Genomic DNA, 23,140 nt, shown 5'->3' with positions numbered 1-23,140 from the left:
CAGGCCGCAAAGGAAGTTGGGCGCGTTAGCCCGGCCGGCGGCAGATTGCCGGCCGGGCGACCTGCCGAAGAACCGACCGCGCCAAGCGCGCCGGCTGGCCCATTCTGCACAGCCCCCGAAGAATGTTATTGCTTGAGCGACGCTGAAAAGGCGACCAGCGCGATCATGTCGTCGACGCTGAGATTCTCGACAACCGGTTTCATGAGTTCGCTATTGGCGCCCTTCCGCGCGCCCGATTTGAAGTCATAGAGCTGCCGGAACATGTAGGTGGGCGAACGGGACGCAAGCCCCGGCGCGGTGGCAGTCCCGTTGAGGTCAGCACCGTGACAGGTCCCGCACTGGACGCGCGGATCGCTGTTCGTTGCCAGCGTCCGTCCTTTCTGAATGCTGCCTACCGGGACGTAGGCGATGAAACGAGCGCGCGAGTCCCGGCTGACAAAGTGTTCAACGTTTTCCGGTATCTCGATGATGCGCTGGCCGATGGGCTCTTTCTCGGCGCCGTCCAGCGGAGCCAGAAACAGGTCTCTCACCTGTGTTTTTGGCACCGCCTCGGCCTCAACGACGACAATATTCGATCTCGGCTTGATGGAGGCGAAGTAGGCTGCCGCCTCTGCGAGTTCTTGATCTGTCACCGCTTTGGACAACTTGATCATCAGGTCGGTGGCGACGCGAGGCGCGGAGTTCGTGCGCAGGCCCGTCTTGAACTCCGCCGTTTGCTGAATGATGTATTCCGCGGAGAGGCCAAATAGGCTGGCATTCTCAGGACCGCCCGGTCCGTCTGCCCGGTGGCAGACGCCGCACGCGAACACCTCTGGCTTTCTCCCCCTCACCACGATGTCTGGCATTGGTGGATGATCGTCCGGATGCCAGTCGGGCGCGGCGAACAGATCGCGCACTTGCGTGAGCGTAAAACCGGCGGCGCTGTCAGGAACGTGCCTGATCGTGCCATCGTCTGGCGTGCGTTGAAAATTGGGCGGGTTGACCGGGTAGGCCCATGCTGGCGGGCCCTCCTGGATTTGCGCACGCGCCCCCGACGCGGTGAGCAATGCCAACGAGAACACCCATAGAGCAGTTGGAAATCTCATGGCTCTCGACCTCCCAGCGCGTCGGTGAAGCCAAACTGTACTTCCCGAAGGCGAAGATCAGGAGCGGCTAACCGATCGCTTGTCGGGCGACGGGACGCCGCAGCTCCTCCGCCACATCGAAAACACCATTCAACGCCGGGGACTCGCAGACGTCAATGTGCGATTTCAGCCGTCTTGGTCTGCTCAGGGTCAAACGCGAAGAGCTCGACCTGAGCAATTCTAGCTGACCGACCGCTGCTCGGCGGGCCCGAGCAGATCGTCGAGCGCGCTCATCGAGGCTGCTCGCAGCGCAGCGAGCTCACGCGCGGCACTCTGGCACTCGGGTGGAGACATCGTGGCTGCCGCCAGCTCGATCTCGCGGCAGCGCTCGAACATGCTAACGAGGCCGAGCGCGCTCGCGGCGCTGCCGAGCTGATGGGCGGACCGCGCGAGCTTCTCGTGATCGCCAATGTCCGCGGCCTTGACGATATCGCCGATCAGTTGCTCGCTCGTCTGCTGGAGAAGCTGGTTGAGTTTCGCGATTTGGGTCGCGCCCAGGAGTTCTTTCTGGTCGTCGAGGAAATGCCGGTCGATCAACGCACCTGCAGCGAGTTGCGCCGCGGCCGGCTCCACCTCCGGGTCGTCCTCGATCGCCTCGCGCAGCGCGTTGATCAGGATCGGCTTGCTGACGAGTTGGACAATGCCTGCCTCGGCGAGCCGTTCGCGCGCGCTGGAGGACACGTCGGCGGTGACGGCGATGATGCGCGGCATTCTCGGCAGGCCGAGCTTGCCGATCCGCGATGCCGCCTCCACGCCGTCCATGTCGGGCATGTGCAGGTCCATCAGGATGACGTCGAACGCCTGATCGCGGGCAAGCTCTGTGGCCGAGGCGCCGTTTCTGGCGATCGTGGCATGATGACCGAGCCGGTTCAGCATGGCTTCGCCGACCTCGCAATTGACGGGGTCGTCGTCGACCAGCAGCACGCGAAGCCGCCGCGCTGGCGGCTGTACTGCACCTTGGGCGATGCCGCTGGCGGCCGGATCGAGCGGTACTTCGAGTGTGAACGTGCTGCCCGCGCCCGGCGTGCTCTCCACCGTCAGTTCGCCGCGCATCAAACGGCTGAGGCGCCGCGCGATTGCAAGTCCGAGGCCGGTGCCGCCGAACCGCCGCGCAATGCTGTCGTCCGCCTGGACGAAATCCTCAAAAATCCGCTCATGCATGTCGGGGGCGATGCCGATGCCGGTGTCGCGAACGGTCACGCGCAGCAGGACATGACCGTCACGGCGCTCGGCCGCTGCGTTGACGGCGACCGCGCCTGACGGCGTGAACTTGATGGCGTTGCCGATCAAATTGAGCAGGATGCGATTGAGCCTGACAGGATCGCCGTGCACCGAGGTCCTGACCGAGGCATCGCAGGCAAGGTCGAAGGTCAGTCCCTTGCCGAAGGCCTGGGGCCGCATCAGGTCGGCGGCCGTTTCGATCAGCTGGTCGAGGCGGAAATTACGCGGCTCCAGGGTTTCGGCGCTGGCCTCCAGGCGCGCATATTCCAGGATGGCATCGACCAGCGCGATCAGCGTCTCACCCGATGCGGCCGCAGTCGTGAGGTGGCGCCGCTGCGCCTCGCCCAGTTTGCCGTCGTCGAGCAGCTGCAGCACGCCCATGACGCCGTTCAGCGGCGTGCGCAGTTCGTGGCTGACGACGGCGAGGAAGCGCGATTTGGTCTCATTGGCCGCCACCGCCGCGCTACGCGCGCGTTCGGCGGCATCGTGCTCGGCAAGGGCCTGATCGCGCGCTTTCTCCAGCTCGGAGGTGCGCTCGATCACCTTGCGCTCCAGCGTCGCGTAGGAATCGCGCAGATGCGCGGCCATCCGGTTGAACTGGTCGCCGAGCGCTTCCAGCTCGTCACCGGTCTTGATCGCGAGCCGCAGGCCGAGATCGCCGCTCCCGATCCGCCGTGCGCCCTGCGTCAGGAGCTGGATCGGCCCCGTCATGCGCCGGCTGAGAAAGAGAGAGACCAGCACCGCACCGGCCAGCAGGACGACGAGGAGAAAGGTGGAACGGCCAATCGACGCGTAGATCGGCGCATAGGCTTCGCTGAGCGGCAGCTCGACGAACACCAGCAGGCCGAGCGAGGGGACCGTTGCATAGGTCGACAGCACGCGCTGACCGGACAGGTCCTCCTTGACCAGGCCGCCGGAGGGCGGCCCCACGCCGTCGAGCGCGGCGCGGACGTCGGCATAGCCGGAGAGATCGCTGCGCTGCAGGGCCCGCCACAAATCGGGATGCGCGATCAGGACTCCCGTGCGGTCCACCACGTAGGCCTTGCCGGTGTTGCCGACCCTGATCCCGGCGACGAGGTCCCAGATGAAACGCAGATTGACCTCGGCGACGATCACATTGGGATTGCGGCCAGTTCCGCGGGTGGCGAGCGTCATGAAGGGTTCGGTGTCGCCGAAGAAGTAGACCGGCCCGTAATAGGCTCGGCTTTCATTGGCACCGCGAAAGGCGGGCGAGGCGGAGAGGTCGGCTTTACTGCCGATCCTGTCCGCCACACGGCGGGACACGCGCATCTGTTCAAGCCCGTGCGAGTCGAGCTCGGCGATTTCCGCGATCGCCGGAGAGAGGCGCAGGAGACGGATGGCGTTCAGGCGCTCGTCTTCATTGGTCGACAGCTCCGGCGGCAGGCGCGAGAGCCATCTGATCTGGTTTTCGATCTGGCCGATGAATTGGCCGATCTGAATCGCAGCGGACGCCGCCTGCTCGCGCTGGGTCGCCGCCAGAAGCTGCTTCTGCTCGCGATAGGAGAACCAGACGTCGAAGCCGGTGTTGATGGCGAGCGCGGCAAAGGCGAGGGCGACGATCGAGTAGAGATATTTGCGGAACAGCCGGCCGGGAGGCGTTCGCAAATGTCCCTGGTCGACCGTTTCGTTCACTCGCGGATCTCGTCGGCGCGCGCGAGCAGCGTGAATGGTATGGTCAATCCCAGCGTGCGGGCGACCGTGCGGTTGATCAGCAGCTCGTATTTCCGCGGCGATTGCACCGGCAGGTCGCCGGCCTTGGTGCCGCGCAGGATGAGATCGACATAGTCGGCCGAGCGCACTTCCAGCGTCGGCCCGTAGCTCATCAATCCGCCGGCGTCCATGAAGTAATGGAATGGATAGACCGTGGGCACGCGATACTTGGCGGCCGCCCCAACGACCGCCTTCCGGTTGACGACCAGGAAGCTGTCGACCAGCGCAATCAACGCCGCCTTGGGCGGCTCGGAGAAGGGCTTGACGGCTTCGTCGATGTCCGTCGGCGTGTTGACGGGGGCGGGGATTGCGGACAGTCCGGACCCGGCCGCCTCTTGCTCGATCGAGTCGAGGAAGAAACGCCCGCCGCGAGGGGTGGTCGCCGGGTTGAACAGGATACCGACGCGCGCGAGGTCGGGCACGGCTTCACGGATCAGCTGCAGCCATTTGCCGCCCATCTCGGCGGTGCTGTTGGTGAAGCCGGTAACGTTGCCGCCGGGATGTGCAAGGCTTTCGACGAAGCCATTGCCGACGGGATCGTTGGCGGTCGCGAAGACGATCGGGATGGTCCTGGTGGCGGCAAGGACCGCCGCGGTTTCGACCGTCGACCCCGTCAGGATCACGTCCGGCTCCAGCTCCAGCAATTCCTGAATCGCGGCCTTCAGCCGGTCCGGTCCGCCGAAGGTCGAACGGAGCTCAAGGCGAAAGTTGACGCCTTCGACCCAGCCGCGCTGCCTCAAGCCGGCGACGAGGCCACCGAGGCGGGAGGTCGTGCTGTCGATCAGGCTCCGCCGGGTCAGTTCGTCGTCGAGCGGCAATGCGGTCAACGATGCGACGATCCGCACGCGATCCGACGTTGCGCCGAGCGCGACCCATCCCGCGGCAGTTGCGCCCGCAAGGCGAATGAACCCGCGGCGATCGACCGCGAGAGCGGAAGGCCGTTCGGTCATGAAACTCTTTGCATGATGCTTGCCCCGGAGCGGATGCTTAGCGCGAACGGCCGGCATCCACAATTGATGAAAAAATGCGCTTATGAATGCTCATTCGCAGCGTTTGGCAGCCCGATACCGTATTCCTACGCTGCCAAAGAGTCGCTGTTTCGAGCGCTGTCTCCTTCGTGACGCCCTGTAACGCCTTGTCGCGTTGCAACATTTTCCGTCTCGGTTGCGACGACGGTTCGCGGAAGGTGATTTCGCAGCTGCCGATTTTTGAAGCGTTGTTTCAGTTTTTTCGAAGGTTTCGATGCGCAAAATCTATCTCATTCCGGCCGTCGTCGGCCTGCTCACCTCCATTGCAGCCGGACCGCTCGCGGCCCAGGGCGCCGTACCGAAGCAGAAGGCTGCGCCGGCACCCAAGGCCGCCGCGGCCGGCGCTCCCGCTGCAGCCGGCACGTCCGTCGCCGCCGGGGCGAATTCAGCCGAGACACCGGCCGCGGACGACAAGATCAAGGCGATCGATGGTTTCCGCTCCGCCAAGTTCGGCATGAACGAGGCCGATGTGCGCGCGGCGATGACGAAGGATTTCAACGCCAAGCCCGACGCCATCAAGGCGCAGGACAACGCGTCCGAGCTGACGCACAGCATTCTGCTGTCCGTTCCGGAGTTGCTGCCGAACGGCGGCACCGCCGAGCTCTCCTACGTGTTCGGCTACAAGTCGAAGTCGCTGATCCAGGTCGGCGCGGTCTGGTCGAAGGGGACTGACGCGGCGATCACGCCGGAGAAGCTGTTCTCCAACGCCAACATCCTGCGCGCCCATTTCATGGGCGAAGGCTTCAAGCCAGACTCCATCGCCGTCAACATGCCCGTCGCCGGCGGCATCGTGATGTTCCGCGGCAGCGACGCCAAGGATCGCTCGGTCATCCTGCTGCTCCAGGGCACGTTCGAGAACAAGGAGAACAACCAGCGTGTGCTGACGCCGACCAGCCTGCTGCTGTTCTACGTGGCCGACGCCAAGAGCCCCGACATCTTCAAGCTGCCGCCCGGCCAGTTCTGATGTCGGGATCGCACGACATTCTCCCACCCGGTTGTGGATCGGCGCCAATGCCGATGACAAGGATCTGAAATGCGCGGACCATCTGCGGCGCGAGACAATGACGAACTGACGACGCTGCGCCGGCTGGCGCGGTTTCGTTCGATGTCGCTGCTCTGCGCGATGCAGATGGTCTTCCTGCCGGTGTTCAGCGTCCGCGTTCAGGCGCAGACGGCGAACGTCATCGTCCCCGATGGACGGACCGGGACCAGCCTTCAGACCTCCGGCAGCGTCACTAACGTCACGACGTCGACGGTCTCGGGCAACAACGCCTTCAACTCGTTCTCGCAGTTCAGCGTCGGGCAGGGCAATACGGTCAACCTGCAACTGCCGACCGGGACGCGAAACCTCGTCAACATCGTTCGCGACGCGCCGGTCTACGTCAACGGCACGCTGAACTCCTACATGAACGGTGCGATCGGCGGTAACGTCTATTTCGCCGACCCCAAGGGGTTCGTGGTCGACCGCAGCGGCGTGGTCAATGTCGGCAGCCTCAACGTCTCGACCCCGACGCGCGAGTTCACCGACAGCCTGATCGGTCCCGGCGGCGCGATCAACGGCACGGCGGTCGGCAATCTCATGGCGGGCTCGTTCCCGGTCTCGCCCGACGGCAACATCCGCATCTACGGCCGCGTCAATGCCCAGGACGGCGTGCGCCTGACCGGGCAGAACGTCTTCGTCGGCGGCGCGACCCAGCGCGACATTGCCAATCTCGACCACGCCGCAAAGTTCGCGGCATCCGTCAATTCCAAGGGCCTGCGCAGCGCCAGCTCGATCACCGTCAGCAACGGTTCGATCCATATCGGCGCCGTCAACAACGCTCGCGTCAACGGCCGCCTGACCGCGCACAGCAAGACCTCGACGCCGAGCAACATCACGGTGCAGGCCGGCAACAACATCGATATCGGCAAGAACGCCAGGCTGAACATCGCCAGCAAGACCGGCGATGCCGGCGAGATCCGCCTGAAGGCGGCCCAGAACCTGACTGTGGCGGGCGGGGCCAGGTTCAACGCCAGCGCGAAGACCGGCAATGCGGGCCTGGTCGATTTCAGCGCGAACGGAATCATCGACGTCGGTCAGGGCATCAAGGTCAAGCTCAGCGCGGAGAACGGCAAGGCCGGCACGCTGCTGATCGATCCGACCGACCTGGTCGTCGGCGATGCCGCCCAGGGCGACACCGGCGTGACGCTTTCGAACAGCTCCGTCGCGGCTGCGCTCGCCGGGCTCAGCGCCGGTGCCAACTACCTCATCCAAGCCGATCATTCGATCACACTCGCCGCACATGCGCTGATCGATGCCCGCCGCCTCGACGGCTCCGGCCATTCGACCGGCAATGCCAACAACGTCATCATCGACGCGCCGAACATCGATATCAAGAATGGTGCGCAGATCCTGGCGCAGTCGGTCAATTTCGGTGGGACCAGCTACACCGACGGCAACGTCACGCTGACGGCAACGGCGAGCGACATCAAGCTGTCCGGCCAAGCCACCGCCGCGACGTCGATCACGGTCGACGGCAAGATCACCGGCGGCATCATCTCGATCTCCGCGACCTCGACGGCGGTATCGAGTTTCCTGAACGGTTCGGTGGCCGGTGATTTCGCCCTTGTCGGCTCGACACTTGCCGCCTCGCTGCTCGGGCTCAACGGCGGCTATGTCGCGGCAAGCGCCACGGCGACCATTAACATCAACAGCCATGCCGACATCAACGGTCGCGGCGATGTCACCATTTCCGCGCATGCCACCGAGACGGCGTCGGATCCGGCGGTCGCCAGCACCTTGCTCGGCAGCCTCACGCCGGTCGCGGCCGGTGTGGTCGTCGGCAAGATCGACGGCAACGTCACGACCAATGTGGCCTCGGGCGCGACGATCAACGCCGGCGGCAACCTCGAGATCAAGGCGCTCAACGATGCGACCATTGCCGTCTCCGCCCTCGCGGCATCGACGAGCGCGCAGATCGTCCCGACGGTGGCCTATTCGAAGGGCTCGGTGACGACGACCGCCAACGTCGAGACGGGCGCGCATCTTGCGGCGGGTCTGGTGAATACGAGCGGCAGCACCCTGAAGGTGCGCGCGATCAACAACAACTCGTTCTCGACCAGCGCAACGTCGGTAGCGGCGCCCGGGACGGGCGCGAGCGGCGCCGTCGGCGGGGCGTTCGCCATTAGCGACATCACGACGTCTGCGACCGCGACGCTCGGCGCATCGCTCGGAACCGACGTCAACAACCGGATGAACGGCTCCGTTCTGGTCGAAGCGACGTCCGACACCACAAGCAATTCCACGATGGCTTCGTCCATCGCCGGTCTGCCCGCGCTGATTGCGGCGATCGAACGAGGACTGCGCTCCGTCACCTCGCCGACGTCGATCATCAGGGACCACATGGGATCGCTGGTGCCGCTAAGCTTCGATTTCAAGGTCGCAGGCGCGCTGTCGCTGGCCAACAGTGCCCAGAGCGCGACCGCTGCGATCGCGCAGAATCCGAGTGGCGGCGCGCCGAGCATCTATGCCAGCGGCAACGTCGCTGTCGCCAGCAACGTCATCGATCGCGGCGTTCGCAGCAATGCAACGTCCAGCGCGATCACGAAGGACCCGGTGTCGGGTGAGAGCACGGCGATCAGCGCGGCCGTCGCCTGGGGCAATTTCACGCATAATTCGAACGCCTATATCGGCGGCGGAACGCTGATCAACGCGGCGAATATCGCTGTCGATGCCACCACCGAGATGCCGATCACCAACTCCTGGCTGAAATGGGACGGCCTGGGCGCCGTGCTGAGCCACCTGAACGGCAATCTCGGTGTCGGCGGCAACATTCTAACCAGTTACGCCAACGCCACCGCGGATGCCGGCGATACCATCGGCATCGCCGGCTCGTTGAACCATTTCGTTGTGAACAACAACACGACGGCCTGGGTCGCGGGCGGTGCGAACCTGACCACGACCTGCGCGGCCGCGGCTTGCGGCAGCGGCACCGGCTGGTCGGTGGGCATGGATAATGGCGACGTCCACACCTACAACGCCAGCCTGCAGGTCGCAGCGACGACGACCATGGCGTCGATCGACGCGGCAGGCAATGTCGGTACGCTCGGCTTCCTGTCCGGCAACACGTCGGGCGGCTCCGCGGTCGGCGGCGCGCTCAATCTCGTTCAGTTCAACACCAGGACCATCGCCGGCATTTCGGACGGCGCAACGGTGCGAGCGGCGGACGATATCGCCGTCAACGCCATCACCGCTGATCAGTTCATTGCCGTCGCCCCGACGTCCGGCAAGGCTGCGGGCGCACTGGCGCTCAACGGCATCACCGCGCTCGGTTTCCTCAACAACACGACCCATGCGTCGATATCGAGCCAGGCAACCGTGTACGCTCCGACGGTCGGAATCCTGGCGCAGCAGGACCTATCGGTCATCACGCTGGCCGGCGCAATGAGCCGGAACACCAGCGGCGGTTCGGCAGTCGGGTTGGCGGTCGCCTATCTCGGTGCGAACACCGACACGTCGGCCTATATCGGCGACAATCATTCCGATATCCGGCCCGGTCCCTTCAGCGCCGATGATCCATTCGCCGGCAATGGCGGCGGCAGCGGGGTCGTCAACGTCGACAATCTCACGCTCAGCGCGACCACCTCCGGACGCATCACGACCGCCGCGGTCGCGGCTTCGATCTCCGAGCCGCAGGCCTCCAGTTTCTCGGACAAGGCGGGAGCCGCCGGTGCAGGTGCGACCGGCGGGGCCGCCGGCGCGGCGACGGCCGCGAGCAAGATCGGCTCGACCTCGGGATCGAGCACTGACGGCTTCAGTATCGATCTCGCCGGCAGTTCGGCGATCGACGACGTCGCGCTCGGCACCAGCGCCTATATCAGGAACACGACGGTCAACAAGTACACGACGGCGGGCACCGTCACGACCAACACGATCGTTCAGGCACTTAACGACACCATGCTCAATAGTGGTTCCGGTTCGGCGGCGCTCAATCTGGCCGGGGCATCCGCCCAGGGCGCCGCAATCGGCGGCGCGATCGCGGCGGCGATGTCGAACAACGCGACGCTCGCCTACATCTACGGCACCACCCTGAACAACCAGAGTTCGGTGACGGTGCAGGCGCTCAATGGCGGCTCGGAGACCGTCGTCGCCATCGGCGTGGCGGGATCGAAATCCAATGCGGCGTCGCTGTCGGCGTCCGTCGGCATCATCACGGACAGCGCCAACGCCTATATCGAGAGCTCGACGATCACGGGGCCGGCGAGCGGCGTCAACCGCGCGCTCGAGGTGGACGCCTATCAGACCACGAACATCGCGATCGGCGGCGGCTCGCTCTATATCTCGGGCGGCCAGGCCGGCGTCGGCATCGGGCTGACCTATGCGTCGATCGGCGATCCCACCGGCGGCAACGCGACCGACGCGCATATCCGCAGCACCTCGATCTCGAACTACGACTCGCTGCTGGTGCTGGCCGACAGCGCCAGCGTGATTGCGGCCGGCGCGGCTTCGGGCGGGGCGGGGTCCAACGGTCTTGCCGGCGCGGTCGTCGTCAGCGAGATCACGCCCACCACGACGGCCTATATCAACAGCGGCTCGACGGTGAGCATCAATGTCGGCCGCGTGACGGTGCTGGCGGACAGCGGCGCGGTGTCGGCGCTGGACACTGCGCTCGGCAATCTCGTCAAGAAGTCGAACAACAATCATCTCGCCACGGACACCTGCACGGTCGCCGGCGGCACGGGCGGGCAGAATTGCATCGACTTCAGCGCGGCTGCGCTCAACGACGGCACGGGCAACGGTCCAGGCGCGAGCATCGTTTCCGTTGCGGGCCTGATCCAGGCCGGCAAGAACAATGTCGGCGCCTCGATCGTCTACAACACGATCGCGACGACGCATTCGGCCTCTATCGCCAACGTCCTGATGACGGCCGGCAGTAACGGCACTGTCAGCGTGAGCGCGGTCGATTCCTCCAATATCCAGGCGGTCACGATTGGCTTCGGTCTTGCGACCGGACAGTTTGCGGGCGTCGGCGGCACGACGATCAGCTCGATCGCCAACACGGTCTCGGCGGCGATCGGAAACAATTTGTCCAGCATGACGCAGTCGAGCGTCACGGCCAAGAACATTTCCGTCAACGCGACCGACAATTCCAGCATCACCGGAACCGCCGCGATCGCCGGCGCCTCGACGCAAGGCAGCGCCGCGGGCCTCGCGCTGGTCTACAGCAGCATTGCCAACAATGTCAGCGCCGGCGTCACCGGCTCCAAGCTGACGGCCTCGGGCAGCGTTGCCGTCGGTGCGAACTCGAATGCCAGCATCTCGACGGTTGCCGTCGGCGTTGCCATGTCCTCGCAGGTCGGCCTCGCCGGTTCGGTCGCCACCAACCTGATGGGAACGAACGTCACCGCCAGCATCACCGCTGCCGGCACCAACGGTATCAACGGCGCCGACGTGACCGCCACCAACAATGTCGGCGTGATCGCCGGCAATAACGACAAGGCGGCCGTGTTCGCCGGCGCCTTGTCGATCAGCAAGGGCGCGGCCGGCGGCGCAGGTTCGCTGGTGACCAACCAGATCACGGGAACCACCGCGGCCTATATCAGCGGGGCGAACACCAAGGTCGATGCGCTCGGAACCAGTTCGTCCGATACGCTGTCGGTCAACAACGGCACGCTCGTCCACGCGTTCGATCTCGGCACCGCCCACGCGCCGACCGACACCACGCCCGACCTCTCCGAGAACCAGGACACCGTGCGCGGCCTTGCCGTGGTCGCGAGCTCGCACCAGGCGGTCGTGACTAACGTCGCCTCGCTTGCTGCGAGCTCCAGCATCGCCATCATGATCAATCCCATCACCAACGTGATGAGCGGAGCAACGAGGGCCTATATCGATAGCGCGGCCATTGACACGCGCCTGGCCTCGTCGACGCTGGCGCCGCAGATCGAGGTCGCCGCGTCCAGTTTCTCCTATTCCGGCGCGTTCGGTGCCGGCATCGCCTACGGCAGCAGCGGCGGCGGTGGCGCGACGATCATCTCGACGACGATGTCGCGCGAGACCTTGGCCTTCATCACCAATGCCACGGTCGGCGGCGTCCAGTCGTCGAGCGCGACCGTCGGCGCCGTCACCGTGAAGGCCAATGCCGAGCAGGATGCGTCCTCGATCGCGATCGGCTTCAACACCGGCTCGGTCGGGCTGAACGTCTTCCAGGCGACCACGGAAGCCTATGTCGACGGCGGCGCGCTGACGGCCGCGTCACTGACGGTGAACGCCACCAACAACACCGGCATCTTCTCCGCGAACGGCTCCGGTGCCTATGGCAGCCAGGCCGCGATCGGCGCGGCGTTCCTGGTCCAGGTCTCCTCGAACCGGACCGAGGCCTATGTCGGCGACGAGTTCCATTATCAGGGCAATGGCGCCGCGCACACGACCGCGCTCAATTTGAGCGGCGCGATCGACGTCGAGGCCAAGACCAAGAACCGTTTCGAGGCCTATGCGATCGGCGGCGCGCTCTCGACCGGCACGGCTGCGATCGCCGGCATGGCCAACATCGAGGTTGCCAACAACACCACCATCGCTGGCGTCTATGACACCACGCTGCAAGGGGTGACGGGCGGCACAGCCGGCGCGGTGACGATCAATGCGAACGAGGACGTGGCGATCAAGGAGATCGCGGGTGCGCTCGCGGTCGGCGCCAGCGGGGGAGGCGTCGGCGTCGGCGCAGCCGCAAACGTCATCGTGTTCAAGAGCCGGACCGTCGCCGAGAGCTGGAACAGCAATCTGAACTCGTCAGGCGCGATCAACGTCAATGCGCTCAGCACCAAGGAGGTGCTGTCCTACGCGGTCACCGCCGGCATCGGCGGCAGCGTCGGCATCGGCGCGACCGTCGGCGTCATCATCATCGGCACCAACACCGCCGACGCCGACACCCAGGGCCAACAGACCGGCCAACTTAATCAGGGCGGCAGCGGCACCATCGCGTCCGTGAACAGCGGCACCAGCACCACGCATGGCAGTGGCGCCGTCGCGAGCGGCACCGCCGGCAATCCGAACAGCGCCAATGTCAGCTCGACCTACGACGTCAGCAATGTGCTGAGCGGCGGCAGCGACGTCGTGGTCGCGCAGATTGCGGGCGGCAACATCAGGGGCTCGCAGGTCAATGTCGGGGCGACCAGCGCCAATGCGGCCAAGATGTATCTGCTGGGCGCGGGCTTTGCCAAGAACGTCGGCATTGGTGCCGGCATCGGCTACACCAGCGTCAACAGCGCCGTGCTCGCCAATCTCAGTGACTACGGACGCAACGGCTCCGGCGTGCTGGTCGCCGCGGATACGCCTTTGGCTGTCGTGGCGCCGTCAATCTCCGTCGCCGCGGTCGTCCAGGACGCCAACACCGGTCCCTATAGCGGCAAGACCATCGACACCGAGGCGATCGCCGGCGGGGCAGCTCTCTACTTCGGCGCCCAGGCCGCCGTGGCGGTCGGCAATGTCACCAACACCGTCACGGCGCTGCTCGGCGGCAATGTTAACGGCACCGGCGGGACCGGTGCTGCCGTCATGGCGCAGGATTCCACGACCCAGGTGGTCTTCACGGGCGGCGTCTCCGCCGGTGCCGCGGCCGTCGGCGCTTCGGTGGCGACGGCAAGCCGGCACAGCTCGGTCGCAGCGCGGGTTCTTGACGGCGCCACCATCAACACCTCGCAATTGCTGATTGGCGCAGCCGGCGCAGGCACCTTGAGCACAACGGCAACCGCCCTCGGTGGCGGCATTATCGCCGGTACAGGTGCGGATGCGGAGGCCACCGAGAACTCCTCGGTGCTGGCCGAGATCGGCGCCAGCGCCTCGATCACGACGTCCGCGACCGGGATCGGCACGCTGGTGGCAGCGGCGATCGCGCCCAACCTGTCGAGCGAGGCGATCGGCGTTTCGGTCGGCGGCGGTGCCGTCGGCATCGCCATCGCCCAGTCGACGGTCGGGGCCACGGTGACCGCCGATGTCGGCGACGCCGTCAGCTTCTCGGGCGGCGCGCTCGACGTGAGCGCAAAGGCGCTGGTTCCGACCAGCGGGACGACGACCTGGGCCAAGGCGCTGGCCGGCGGCGGCGGCTCGCTGATCGGCGCGCAGGGCAGCTACGCCAAGGCCTCGCAGAACGCGACCGTCAACGCCTATGGCGGAACGGGGATCAGGCTGCCCAACGCCAACGTGACCATCGAAGCTGAAAACGACAGTGCCCAATACGCCGAGGCAACCGGCCTTTCGAGCGGCTTCCTCGCGCTCGGCGCTACCGTCGCGCAGACCTCGTCCAGCGCGCACACTTATGCCTATCTGGGTGCGCCCGCGGACATGGACTTCCTCAGCCACGGCAATTACACGGGCGTCCTCTGGATCAAGGCCACCGGCACGGACACCAATGTCTCCAACGCGAAGGTCGGCGCGGGCGGCACCTATGCCGGCGCGGCGGCGGTCGCCACCACCGACGCGACCGCGGTGACCAATGCGCGGTTCGATGGCGGCTCGACCGACGACACGCTCTATTTCGGCGGCTTCCGCATCGACGCCAAGCACACCACGAATTACCTCGCGAGCGGCGACGCCTATCAGGCCTCCACGGCCGGCGTGTCTGCCGGCAAGACAAGGAATGACGTCGATTCCACCACCACGGCGGAAGTCGGGACGCATCTGATCATCAACTCGGCGGCCGGCGACATGGTCGTTATCGCCAACGACGTCGTCAATCAGGCGGGCGGCGGTGCGCGTTCAGGCTCGGGCGGCTCGTTCTCGGGGGCGGCCGCGCTCAGCGAGTCCTATGTGACGCAGAACGTCACCACTAATATCGGCGCCGGCACGGTGCTGAGCCTCAACGACGATCCCAGGACCTCGACGGCCGTGATCAACATCGAGGCCTACAACACACTGAACACCAACGACACCGCGAGTCTCGCCACAGCCAGCTTCTTCGCCGGCGGTGGTGCTGAATCCAACATGACGGCGAATGCCACGCTCGCGGTCAACATCAACGCCCGTGAGCTGTTCAGCGCCGGCAAGATCTATGTCGGCACGGCGGCCAAGATGGCGGCGGCGAACAACGCCAATGCCAGCCTCTATGGCGCGATCGCGGGCGTCGGCGCCAGCACCAACAGCTGGGTTCACGCCAACCAGTCCGTCAACGTCGGCGCCAACGCGAAGATCGTGGCCTGGCGCGACATCAACATCTATGCCGGCCTTGCCGGCGACGGCAGCGTCTTCAGCAGCGTGCAGGCGACGGCGACGACGGTCGTCTACAACAACACTGCCATTCCGATCTCGACCCTGTACCGCGGCACGGCCAATGCCGACGACACCACGAGCCTGACACTCGCGTCCACCTCGAGCATCCTCGGGGCGCGCGACATCTATCTCGGCGCCACGCAGGGGCAGGTCACGGCCGTCGGCAACGGCAGCAACTACAACCCGTACCTGGACATCTTCAGCGCCAAGAACAGCGACAACCACAGCCATACCAGCGGAACCGGCGATGTCGCGCTCAACGGCCTGGTGGTGGCGGGCATCAACAACGACGTGACGATCACGATCCAGCTCGGCGCGAGCACGCCGACGCTGAGCACGACGAGCCCTTACTCCGCGCTGACCCTCGAGTCGGTCGCCGACGTCAACCACTTCAGCCCGGTGATGAGCTGGAACCACCAGACGGTCCAGTACGCCATCGTCGGCAACTTCAATCCCTACCAGCTGGTGGTCAACCAGCTGGCGTCGCTGACCGGCCTGACCGAGGCGCAGGTCCGCTCCCAGCTTGCAGCGGCGACGCCGACGTCGCCCGCCAGCATGTCGCCGTCCGGCACCGATCCGACCGGCGACATCCAGCGCCAGATCGACACGCTGATCAAGCAGGCGCCGTTCACCTCCGACGCGCCCGGCAACGCCTTCGCGTTCGGCGACATCCTGGTGTCCGCCGGCAACGTCTCGATCCTGGCGCAGAAGCTGACCGGAAACAGCGGCTCGAACCCGGCCGCGCCCGCGGTCATCGCGCGTAGCTCGCCGTTGATCAAGATCGAGAACAAGGGGCTCGACTTCATGAGCCTCGGCAACCTCACGGTCACCGACGTGACCGGAGGCAACATCACCTATCGCCAGACCGACCATGTCGACCCGGATTCGCACTCCAACGTGACCTTCACCGCGATGCCGAGCGCCTCGCCGACCATCGACATCTCGGCCACCTACAACCGCCTCGATCCTGACAGCGGCCAGGGCATCGACCAGAACGGCAACGTGCTGACCCGCACGCCGGACATCTATTTCAATGGCGCGGTCAGCAACGCGAACGGTCTGCTCAAGATCATCAACAATCTCGGCAGCGTCGTCGCATCGCAGTCGCTCAGCGCCGCGACCGTGCAGATCGTCGTGCCCAAGGGCACCTTCACCTTCCTCGGCGGCGTCGGCAGCTTCTACGACAGCGGCAGCGCGGTCACCTCGCAATGGGCCAGCACCGAGAACAGGCCGGAAGACGCGCTGACGGCGGTGATGACGGCGGCGACCTATCTCGGCGCCTACGGTGACTACTATACCGCTCCACATATCGGCTCCGGAGCCGATCATCCATACTTCTATTACTGCTGCGCCGACGGCAGCCACGGCATTTATCAACCCGTCGGCAACGCCGATGCCAGCACGATCTTCACCGCGCGCATGCTGATGACGTATTACGACGGCACCTCGCTCTATTCGTCGATCTTCCTGCCGGTGGGCAGGGGTACGCCTGGGAACACCAGCACTCCCGATGCCGGCAGCGTGCCTGACGTCGCGACCCTCAAGATCATCGAGGGGCAGTCGCAGGACTCGACCAATGTCGTGCTCGCGCAGTGGAAGAAAACGACTTATGACGGCCGAAACGTTTACACCGATAGCGGTCCGTACAAGACGCCATTCAACTGTGCGTCAGCCTGCGACAGCTCGGGCTTCTTCCAGGTGATCAACATCCAGCCGGATGCGATCACGCCGAAGACCGCGAATTCGCCGGCCACCGCGACAGCCTCCCGGACCATCACCGGCCAGGCGGTCATCATCTCGGCGTCGGTGATCAACATCAACGGCACCATCCAGGCCGGCTCGAGCAGCAATTACTCGGTTAACATCGGCGCCGCGGCGTACGATGCCATCTATGGCAGCAACGGCCTCAAGAACCGCAACGACGGCGCGGACTTTGCCGCGGCCCAGGCCAATGCGCGGAACGGCGTCTACTACGACGTCTCCGGCTCCGTGACGGCGTCGGCCAGCGGCGACGCCAAGATCGGGGTCAGGTACAACGCTCTCACCGACCAGCTCATCCTGAACGGCGTGGCGCAGGGCGCCGGCGGCTACGTCTATCTGAACGGCAAGATCATCTCGACCTCGACCGACAGCACCCAGACCCAGGGAAACATCGAGATCAAGGGCGGCGCCGGCACGGTCACGGTCAACAACACCAGCGGGCTCCAGCTGGTCACCAATACCATCAATACCAGCGCCACCGCCCAAAGCGTGGTCGAGATCGTCGATCAGCTGAAAGGGAAAACGACGTGGTGGGTCTACGATCCCAAGGCGGCGAGCAACCAACAGGTCTCAAAGTACGAGGTCAATAGCGTCAACGCGGCCGCGATCGACCCGTCGATGCTTACAGCCAGGACCGGTACGGCAGGCATCCAATACGCGACGCAGGAGAACATGCTCTATCAATGGGTCGACACTGCGACCCTCGATCGTCCGACCACGAGCACGCAGTTCGACTACGGCTGGCAGTTCACGCCCAATCAGGCCACCGGGGCAAACTGGACCACCACGACCAGCCTGGTTTCGGGCGTGCAGAGCACCAACTACCAGAAGGTCACGACCGCCACCGGCAGCTATCACTGGGCGGGCGGCGTGAACCCGGACGGGAGCCCCGTTGGACTCAACACCCACTCCAACGCGTGCTGCGGCGCGGATGCCCAGTACAACTGGTACCAGGCGATCTATGATCACCTGACGCTCTCGCTGACCAACACGGTCAAGGCGTCGAACCCGATCAACATCAAGTTCACCGGTGGCAGCAGCAGCGACGTCGTGGTCAATTCGACCTCCGGCATCGTCATCAACGGGTCGATCAACAACCAGCAGGGAACGACGACGCTGGCCGCCACCGGCGTCAACTCGTCGATCACGGTCGGCGCCAATGCCAATAACCCGGTGATCTCGGGCACGAGCGTCTCGCTCCGGGGTGACGGCGGCATCGGCACGCTCGGCACCACCAAGGCTCCCGTCCAGGTGCAGCTCTATGGCGGCAGCCTGACCGCCAGCTCGATCGACCGCGACATCGCGATCTCGGCCGTCGGCGCGCTGTCGATCAACCAGGTGAAGGTGAATTCGGCGGGCGCCACGCCGCAGGGCAGCGTCTTCCTCTCGGCGACCGGCGACATCAACTCGGCCGCCGCCTACAACGTCGCGACACCCGTCGTGATCGGCAAGAACATCGAGATCAACTCCACCTCCGGTGCGATCGGCGCGACGAGCGCCGTCGTCAACAACGCCTCCACCCTGACCAACATCAATCCGCTGGTGATCCAGGCGACGGGGACGGTGCAGGCGGGCGGCGCCGTCGATGGCGGCGTGCTCGACAGTGCCTCGGCCACCGGTACCTACATCATCCAGTCCAAGGGTGATCTGCGGCTCGGCACGATCCAGTCGACCGGCGGCCCGGTCTTCCTGGAGGCCGCCGGCTCCGACGGCAACCAGGCCAGCATCCTGAACGGCCGGGCGGCGGTCGGTCTCACCCAGGCGCAGAGCCAGCATCTGCAGGACGTCTGGGCCAGCCTCGACCTGCTCAGCGGCAACGCCGCCACCAACGCCGTCAACAGCTATCAGTCGATGGTGACGTCAGCCTACAACGACTATTTCCAGCTCAAGAACATCGCCTTCCCGAACGGCAGCACCTACGCCCCGACCTCGGTGGGGCAGACGGTGCTGCGGGCGCAGGTGGCGGCCAAGCTCGGTATCGACCCCGCGAATGTCACGACGACGCAGATGAAGACCGAGGCCACGACGCGGTTCCTGCGGGATCAGTTCCTGCTCGGCAAGATCACCACCGACGAGCTCAAGACCTCGCTGACGAGCCTGCTCGGCACCGCACCTTCGGATCCGCTGGGCACGCTGTTCGGCAGCTCGTTGTCGACGACGTTGTTCACGAAGCTGTTCGACGGCGTCTCGACCGCCAACCAGCGCATGCCGACCAACACCGCGCTGCAGACCGCGCTGAACACGTACAATGCGAGCTACAGCTACACGCTGGCATCGACCGAGCGGGTCTATGGCATCATCACCGCGGGTGCGCAGTGGACGCAGAGCCAGCTGGCCTACACCGTCTCGTCGTCCTCGATCGGCGCGGCGCCGCCGCCGATCGACGAGAACGTCGTCGCCAATATCAGCGCCAACCAGATCATGCTCTACGCGCCGCGCGGCTCGGTCGGCAATTCGGCGGCGCCTCAGAGCTTCACCTTCACCAGTGTCGATGCCTCCTCGCTGACGACGGAGCAGCGGGCATTGCTGTCCTCGGCCGGTCCCGGCCAGCTCACCGTCGGCGCGGTGACGGACCCGACGACCCATGTTACGACCTATACGGTCAGCCTGTCGCAGCAGAACCTCGTCGTCGTCGACAACCCGATCGCGATCTCGGCCAAGGCGCTGACCAATGTCTATCTCGGCAGCAAGAACAGCCTCGCGCTCGGCGGCGTCACCGCCAATTACGGCCCGATCACGGCCGCCCAGGCCAACGGCATCCAGGTGACCGGCCGCGGCGACGTCAAGCTCGACGCCGTCAGCAACATCTCCGCCAATGTGGCCGGCGCCGTGATTTCAGGCGATATTGCCAACCTGACCCTGATTGCCGAGCGCGGCAATGTCGGCGCGCCCGGCGCGGCCGGAAGCAATCCCGCGACCAACGCGAACGCGCTTCAGATCGCGTTTGCCGACCCGGGCAACGACCAGCTCGACCAGGTCTCGTCGGCGCAGGGCATCTATGTGAAGCAGACCACCGGCGATCTCATCCTCGGCAACATCGCCGCCGGCAATGCGATCCAGCTCGCCGCGACCGGCAGCATCTACGCCGAAGCCGGCTTCACGGATCGCTCCGCAATCCACATCCTCGGCACCGACCTCGACCTGCGCGCCGGCGGCAGCATCGGCTTCAACGGCTCGACTTTCCAGCCGCTGCAGGTGAACATCTCCGGCGCGGTGACCGGCTCGGCGGTCGGCGATCTCAGCATCCTCGCGGTGACCGGCGATCTCGCGGTCGGCACGAGCGGTCCCTATGGGGCGCTGACGGCCGGCGGCGCGTTGACGCTGAGCGCGGCGCGCGGTGCGCTCACCATCAATACTGCCATCACCAGCGGCGGCCTGATGCAGCTGCTCGCCAACCGCGGCATGACCTTCGCGGCCGGCACCAGTGCGGCGCCGGTGGTTGCGACCAGCAGCTTGGACGGCGTGACGCTGGTGGCTTCCACCCTGTCGATGGGCGCTTACTCCGCCATCAACGCGGCCGGGCTGATCTCGGTGACGACCACGGGCGATGCGACGATCGGCCAGCTGAATTCGTCGCTGTCCTATGCGGCCGCCTCGAACACCCCGTCGATCATCGTCACCGCTGGCGGCGTCGCCTCGCTCGGCGCGATCATCGACAATGCCGACGGCCAGACCAGGTTCATCGCCTCCGGCGCGGGCGCCGAACTCGCGCTGGGCGCCTCGAACGGCATCGGCAGCGCGACCGGCCGGTTCACCGTCAGTGCCGCGCGGCTGTCGGCGAGCGCGAGTGCCGGCGACATCTACGTCAAGGTTCTCACCGACACCGAGGTGAGCCTGCTATCCGCGCTGAAGGGCAGCGTGGACATCATCGGCACTGGCGGATTGACGCTCGACCAGGTGATGGCGGGCACGGCGACCGGCGCGAGCGGATCTTTCCGCGCTGTGGCGAACAATGGCAGCATCGTCATCGGCACCGCCGACAGCAGCGGCTCGCAGACGATCCACGCGACCCAGAACGTGACGTTCAAGTCGCTCGCGACCACCGGCAATAGCGGCGACGTCGGCAACATCAATGTTACCGCCGACAACGGCTTCATCCTGGCGCAGACGGTGACCTCGGGCGGTGTGACCACGCTGGGCTCGGTCTCGGCCCATGGCTCGGCGACGCTGCTGGCGGCGACGACGATCACCGGCAACACGCTCGCCGCCACGACTGGCTCGGGGCTGCTGACGGCCACAGGCCCGATCAACTGGAATACGCTCAACGTCGGCACGACGCTGGGCGCGACCGCGGGGCAGGGCAGCATCACGTTCCAGACCGCGCAGAGCGGGGGGACGCAGACCATTCTCGCCCGCGACAATGTCAGCTTCAACGCGTTGACGGCGACTGGCGTCAACAGCGATGCCGGCAACATCAACGTCACCGCCGACACCGGCTTCATCCTGGCGCAGACCGTGACCTCGGGCGGCGTGACCACGCTCGGCTCGGTCTCGGCCCACGGCTCGGCGAGCTTGCTCGCCGCCACGACCATCACCGGCAACACGCTCGCCGCCACGACCGGCTCGGGCCTGCTGACGGCTAATAGCGGCCCGATCAACTGGAACACGCTCAACGTCGGGACGACGCTGGGCGCGACGGCGAGCCAGGGCAGCATCACCTTCCAGACCGCGCAGAGTGGCGGCACGCAGACCATCCGCGCCCACGACAACGTCAGCTTCAACGCGTTGACGGCGACGGGCATCAACGGTGATGCCGGCAGCATCAACGTCACCGCGGACAACGGTTTCATCCTCGCGCAGACGGTGATGTCAGGCGGCGTGCCGACACTCGGCTCGGTCTCGGCCCACGGCTCGGCGAGGCTGATCGCGGCGGGTACCAACACCGGCCATAACCTCACGGCCTCGACCGGCAACGCAGTCCTCAGCGGCACGGTCGTTCATTGGGACAATCTCAACGCCGGCGGCACGCTCGACGTCACCGCGACGACCGGAGGGATCACCGTCGGCACCGCCATCAGCGGCGGCACGCAGACCCTGCATGCCGTGAACGACGTCGTCTTCAGCCAACTCACCACGACGGGGATCCCCGGTGATGCCGGCGATCTTAACATCAAGTCCGACACGGGCTCGCTCCGCGGCGGATCGATCTCCGCGCACGGCGACACGCATTTCGATGTGGTCGGACCGGTCTCGCTCGACCGGATCAGCGGCGACATCGTCAAGATGACCTCGTCGGGTGATTTGACGATCAACTGGGTCAGCGTCGTGCGGGAGCTCGACCTCGCGGCTGATACCATCAACGTCAAGGGCGAGCAGATTCGTTCGAACCCGGCGGTCCCGCTGATCCTGAACGTCACCGGCTATAACGGCGGCGTCGCGAAGTCCGCCAACATCTCGATCGATCCCGACCACATCATCGTCAACCAGTTCAGGGTGGTGGACGCGACCTTCTGGACCGATGCGCCGGCTGTCTCGATCCTGAACGGCTACGTGCCGGGCCAGCTCATGCTCACCACGGCGACCCAGCAGATACTCCTGAACAACCGTACGCCGGCGCCGTCCAATTGGCCGACGCTCCAGCTCTACCAGCCGGGCGGCGTGTTCACGATGAGCCAGACCGGCAACGCCAATATCAGCAACGCCTATGTGGTGTTCTACACCGGGGACGTCTCGGCGACCGTCACCAATTACGGCCCGACCCACACCTGCTGCAATGTCTTCACCGGCGCCAGCATGGCGCGCAACATCTCGGTCGACGGCGAGGGCAAAGAGAGCATCGAGACCTGGCTCGCGAAGAAGGATGGGGGGACGTTCTACCTGCTCGGTCTCTCCGGTCAGGCGCGGCTCGATGCGCTGCTGACGCCACGGCCGGTCGAGGCCGTCGGGTCCGGCCCCGCCGTCAACATCGAAGGGCTCAGCGACATGCGCAAGCTGCACCAGAAGGGGCAGCGTGCGGGACGTCCGGGCTGGAAGGATGCGGCGGTTGAATCGGCGAAGCCGGCCGTTGGCCGTCTCGCACAGGCATGGTAATTGGA

5 protein-coding genes are annotated in these 23,140 nt (G+C 65.7%); 2 read left to right on the top strand and 3 right to left on the bottom strand.

The features are described 5' to 3' along the window. Positions 1 to 125: 125 nt before the first annotated feature. The 3 genes from GGD61_RS17840 to GGD61_RS17830 form a co-directional block, all read right to left on the bottom strand. Positions 126 to 1,085, bottom strand: coding sequence for a c-type cytochrome (locus GGD61_RS17840; protein ID WP_246785951.1), 960 nt, complete (start codon positions 1,083 to 1,085; stop codon positions 126 to 128). A 219-nt stretch (positions 1,086 to 1,304) separates the two neighbouring features. Then, positions 1,305 to 3,998: a hybrid sensor histidine kinase/response regulator gene (locus tag GGD61_RS17835; protein ID WP_092256235.1), complete on the bottom strand. Its 2,694-nt coding sequence runs from the start codon at positions 3,996 to 3,998 to the stop codon at positions 1,305 to 1,307. Then, positions 3,995 to 5,026, bottom strand: a complete 1,032-nt coding sequence (locus GGD61_RS17830) for an ABC transporter substrate-binding protein (protein ID WP_183230952.1) — start codon at positions 5,024 to 5,026, stop codon at positions 3,995 to 3,997. Before GGD61_RS17830 ends, GGD61_RS17835 begins: the two co-directional genes overlap by 4 nt. A 292-nt stretch (positions 5,027 to 5,318) precedes the next feature. Between GGD61_RS17830 and GGD61_RS17825 the strand changes: the two genes are divergently transcribed. Further along, a complete protein-coding gene (locus tag GGD61_RS17825; protein WP_092256230.1) occupies positions 5,319 to 6,068 on the top strand; it encodes a hypothetical protein in 750 nt (249 codons plus the stop codon). Positions 6,069 to 6,137: 69 nt separating this feature from the next. Beyond that, entirely contained in the window at positions 6,138 to 23,135 is a 16,998-nt protein-coding gene (locus GGD61_RS17820) for a leukotoxin LktA family filamentous adhesin (protein WP_183230951.1), read from the top strand. The last annotated feature ends 5 nt before the right edge of the window (positions 23,136 to 23,140 follow it).

It is taken from the genome of Bradyrhizobium sp. SBR1B, assembly GCF_014198205.1.
Taxonomy (GTDB): Bacteria; Pseudomonadota; Alphaproteobacteria; order Rhizobiales; family Xanthobacteraceae; genus Bradyrhizobium.
This window is presented reverse-complemented; position numbering and strand designations above follow the sequence as displayed.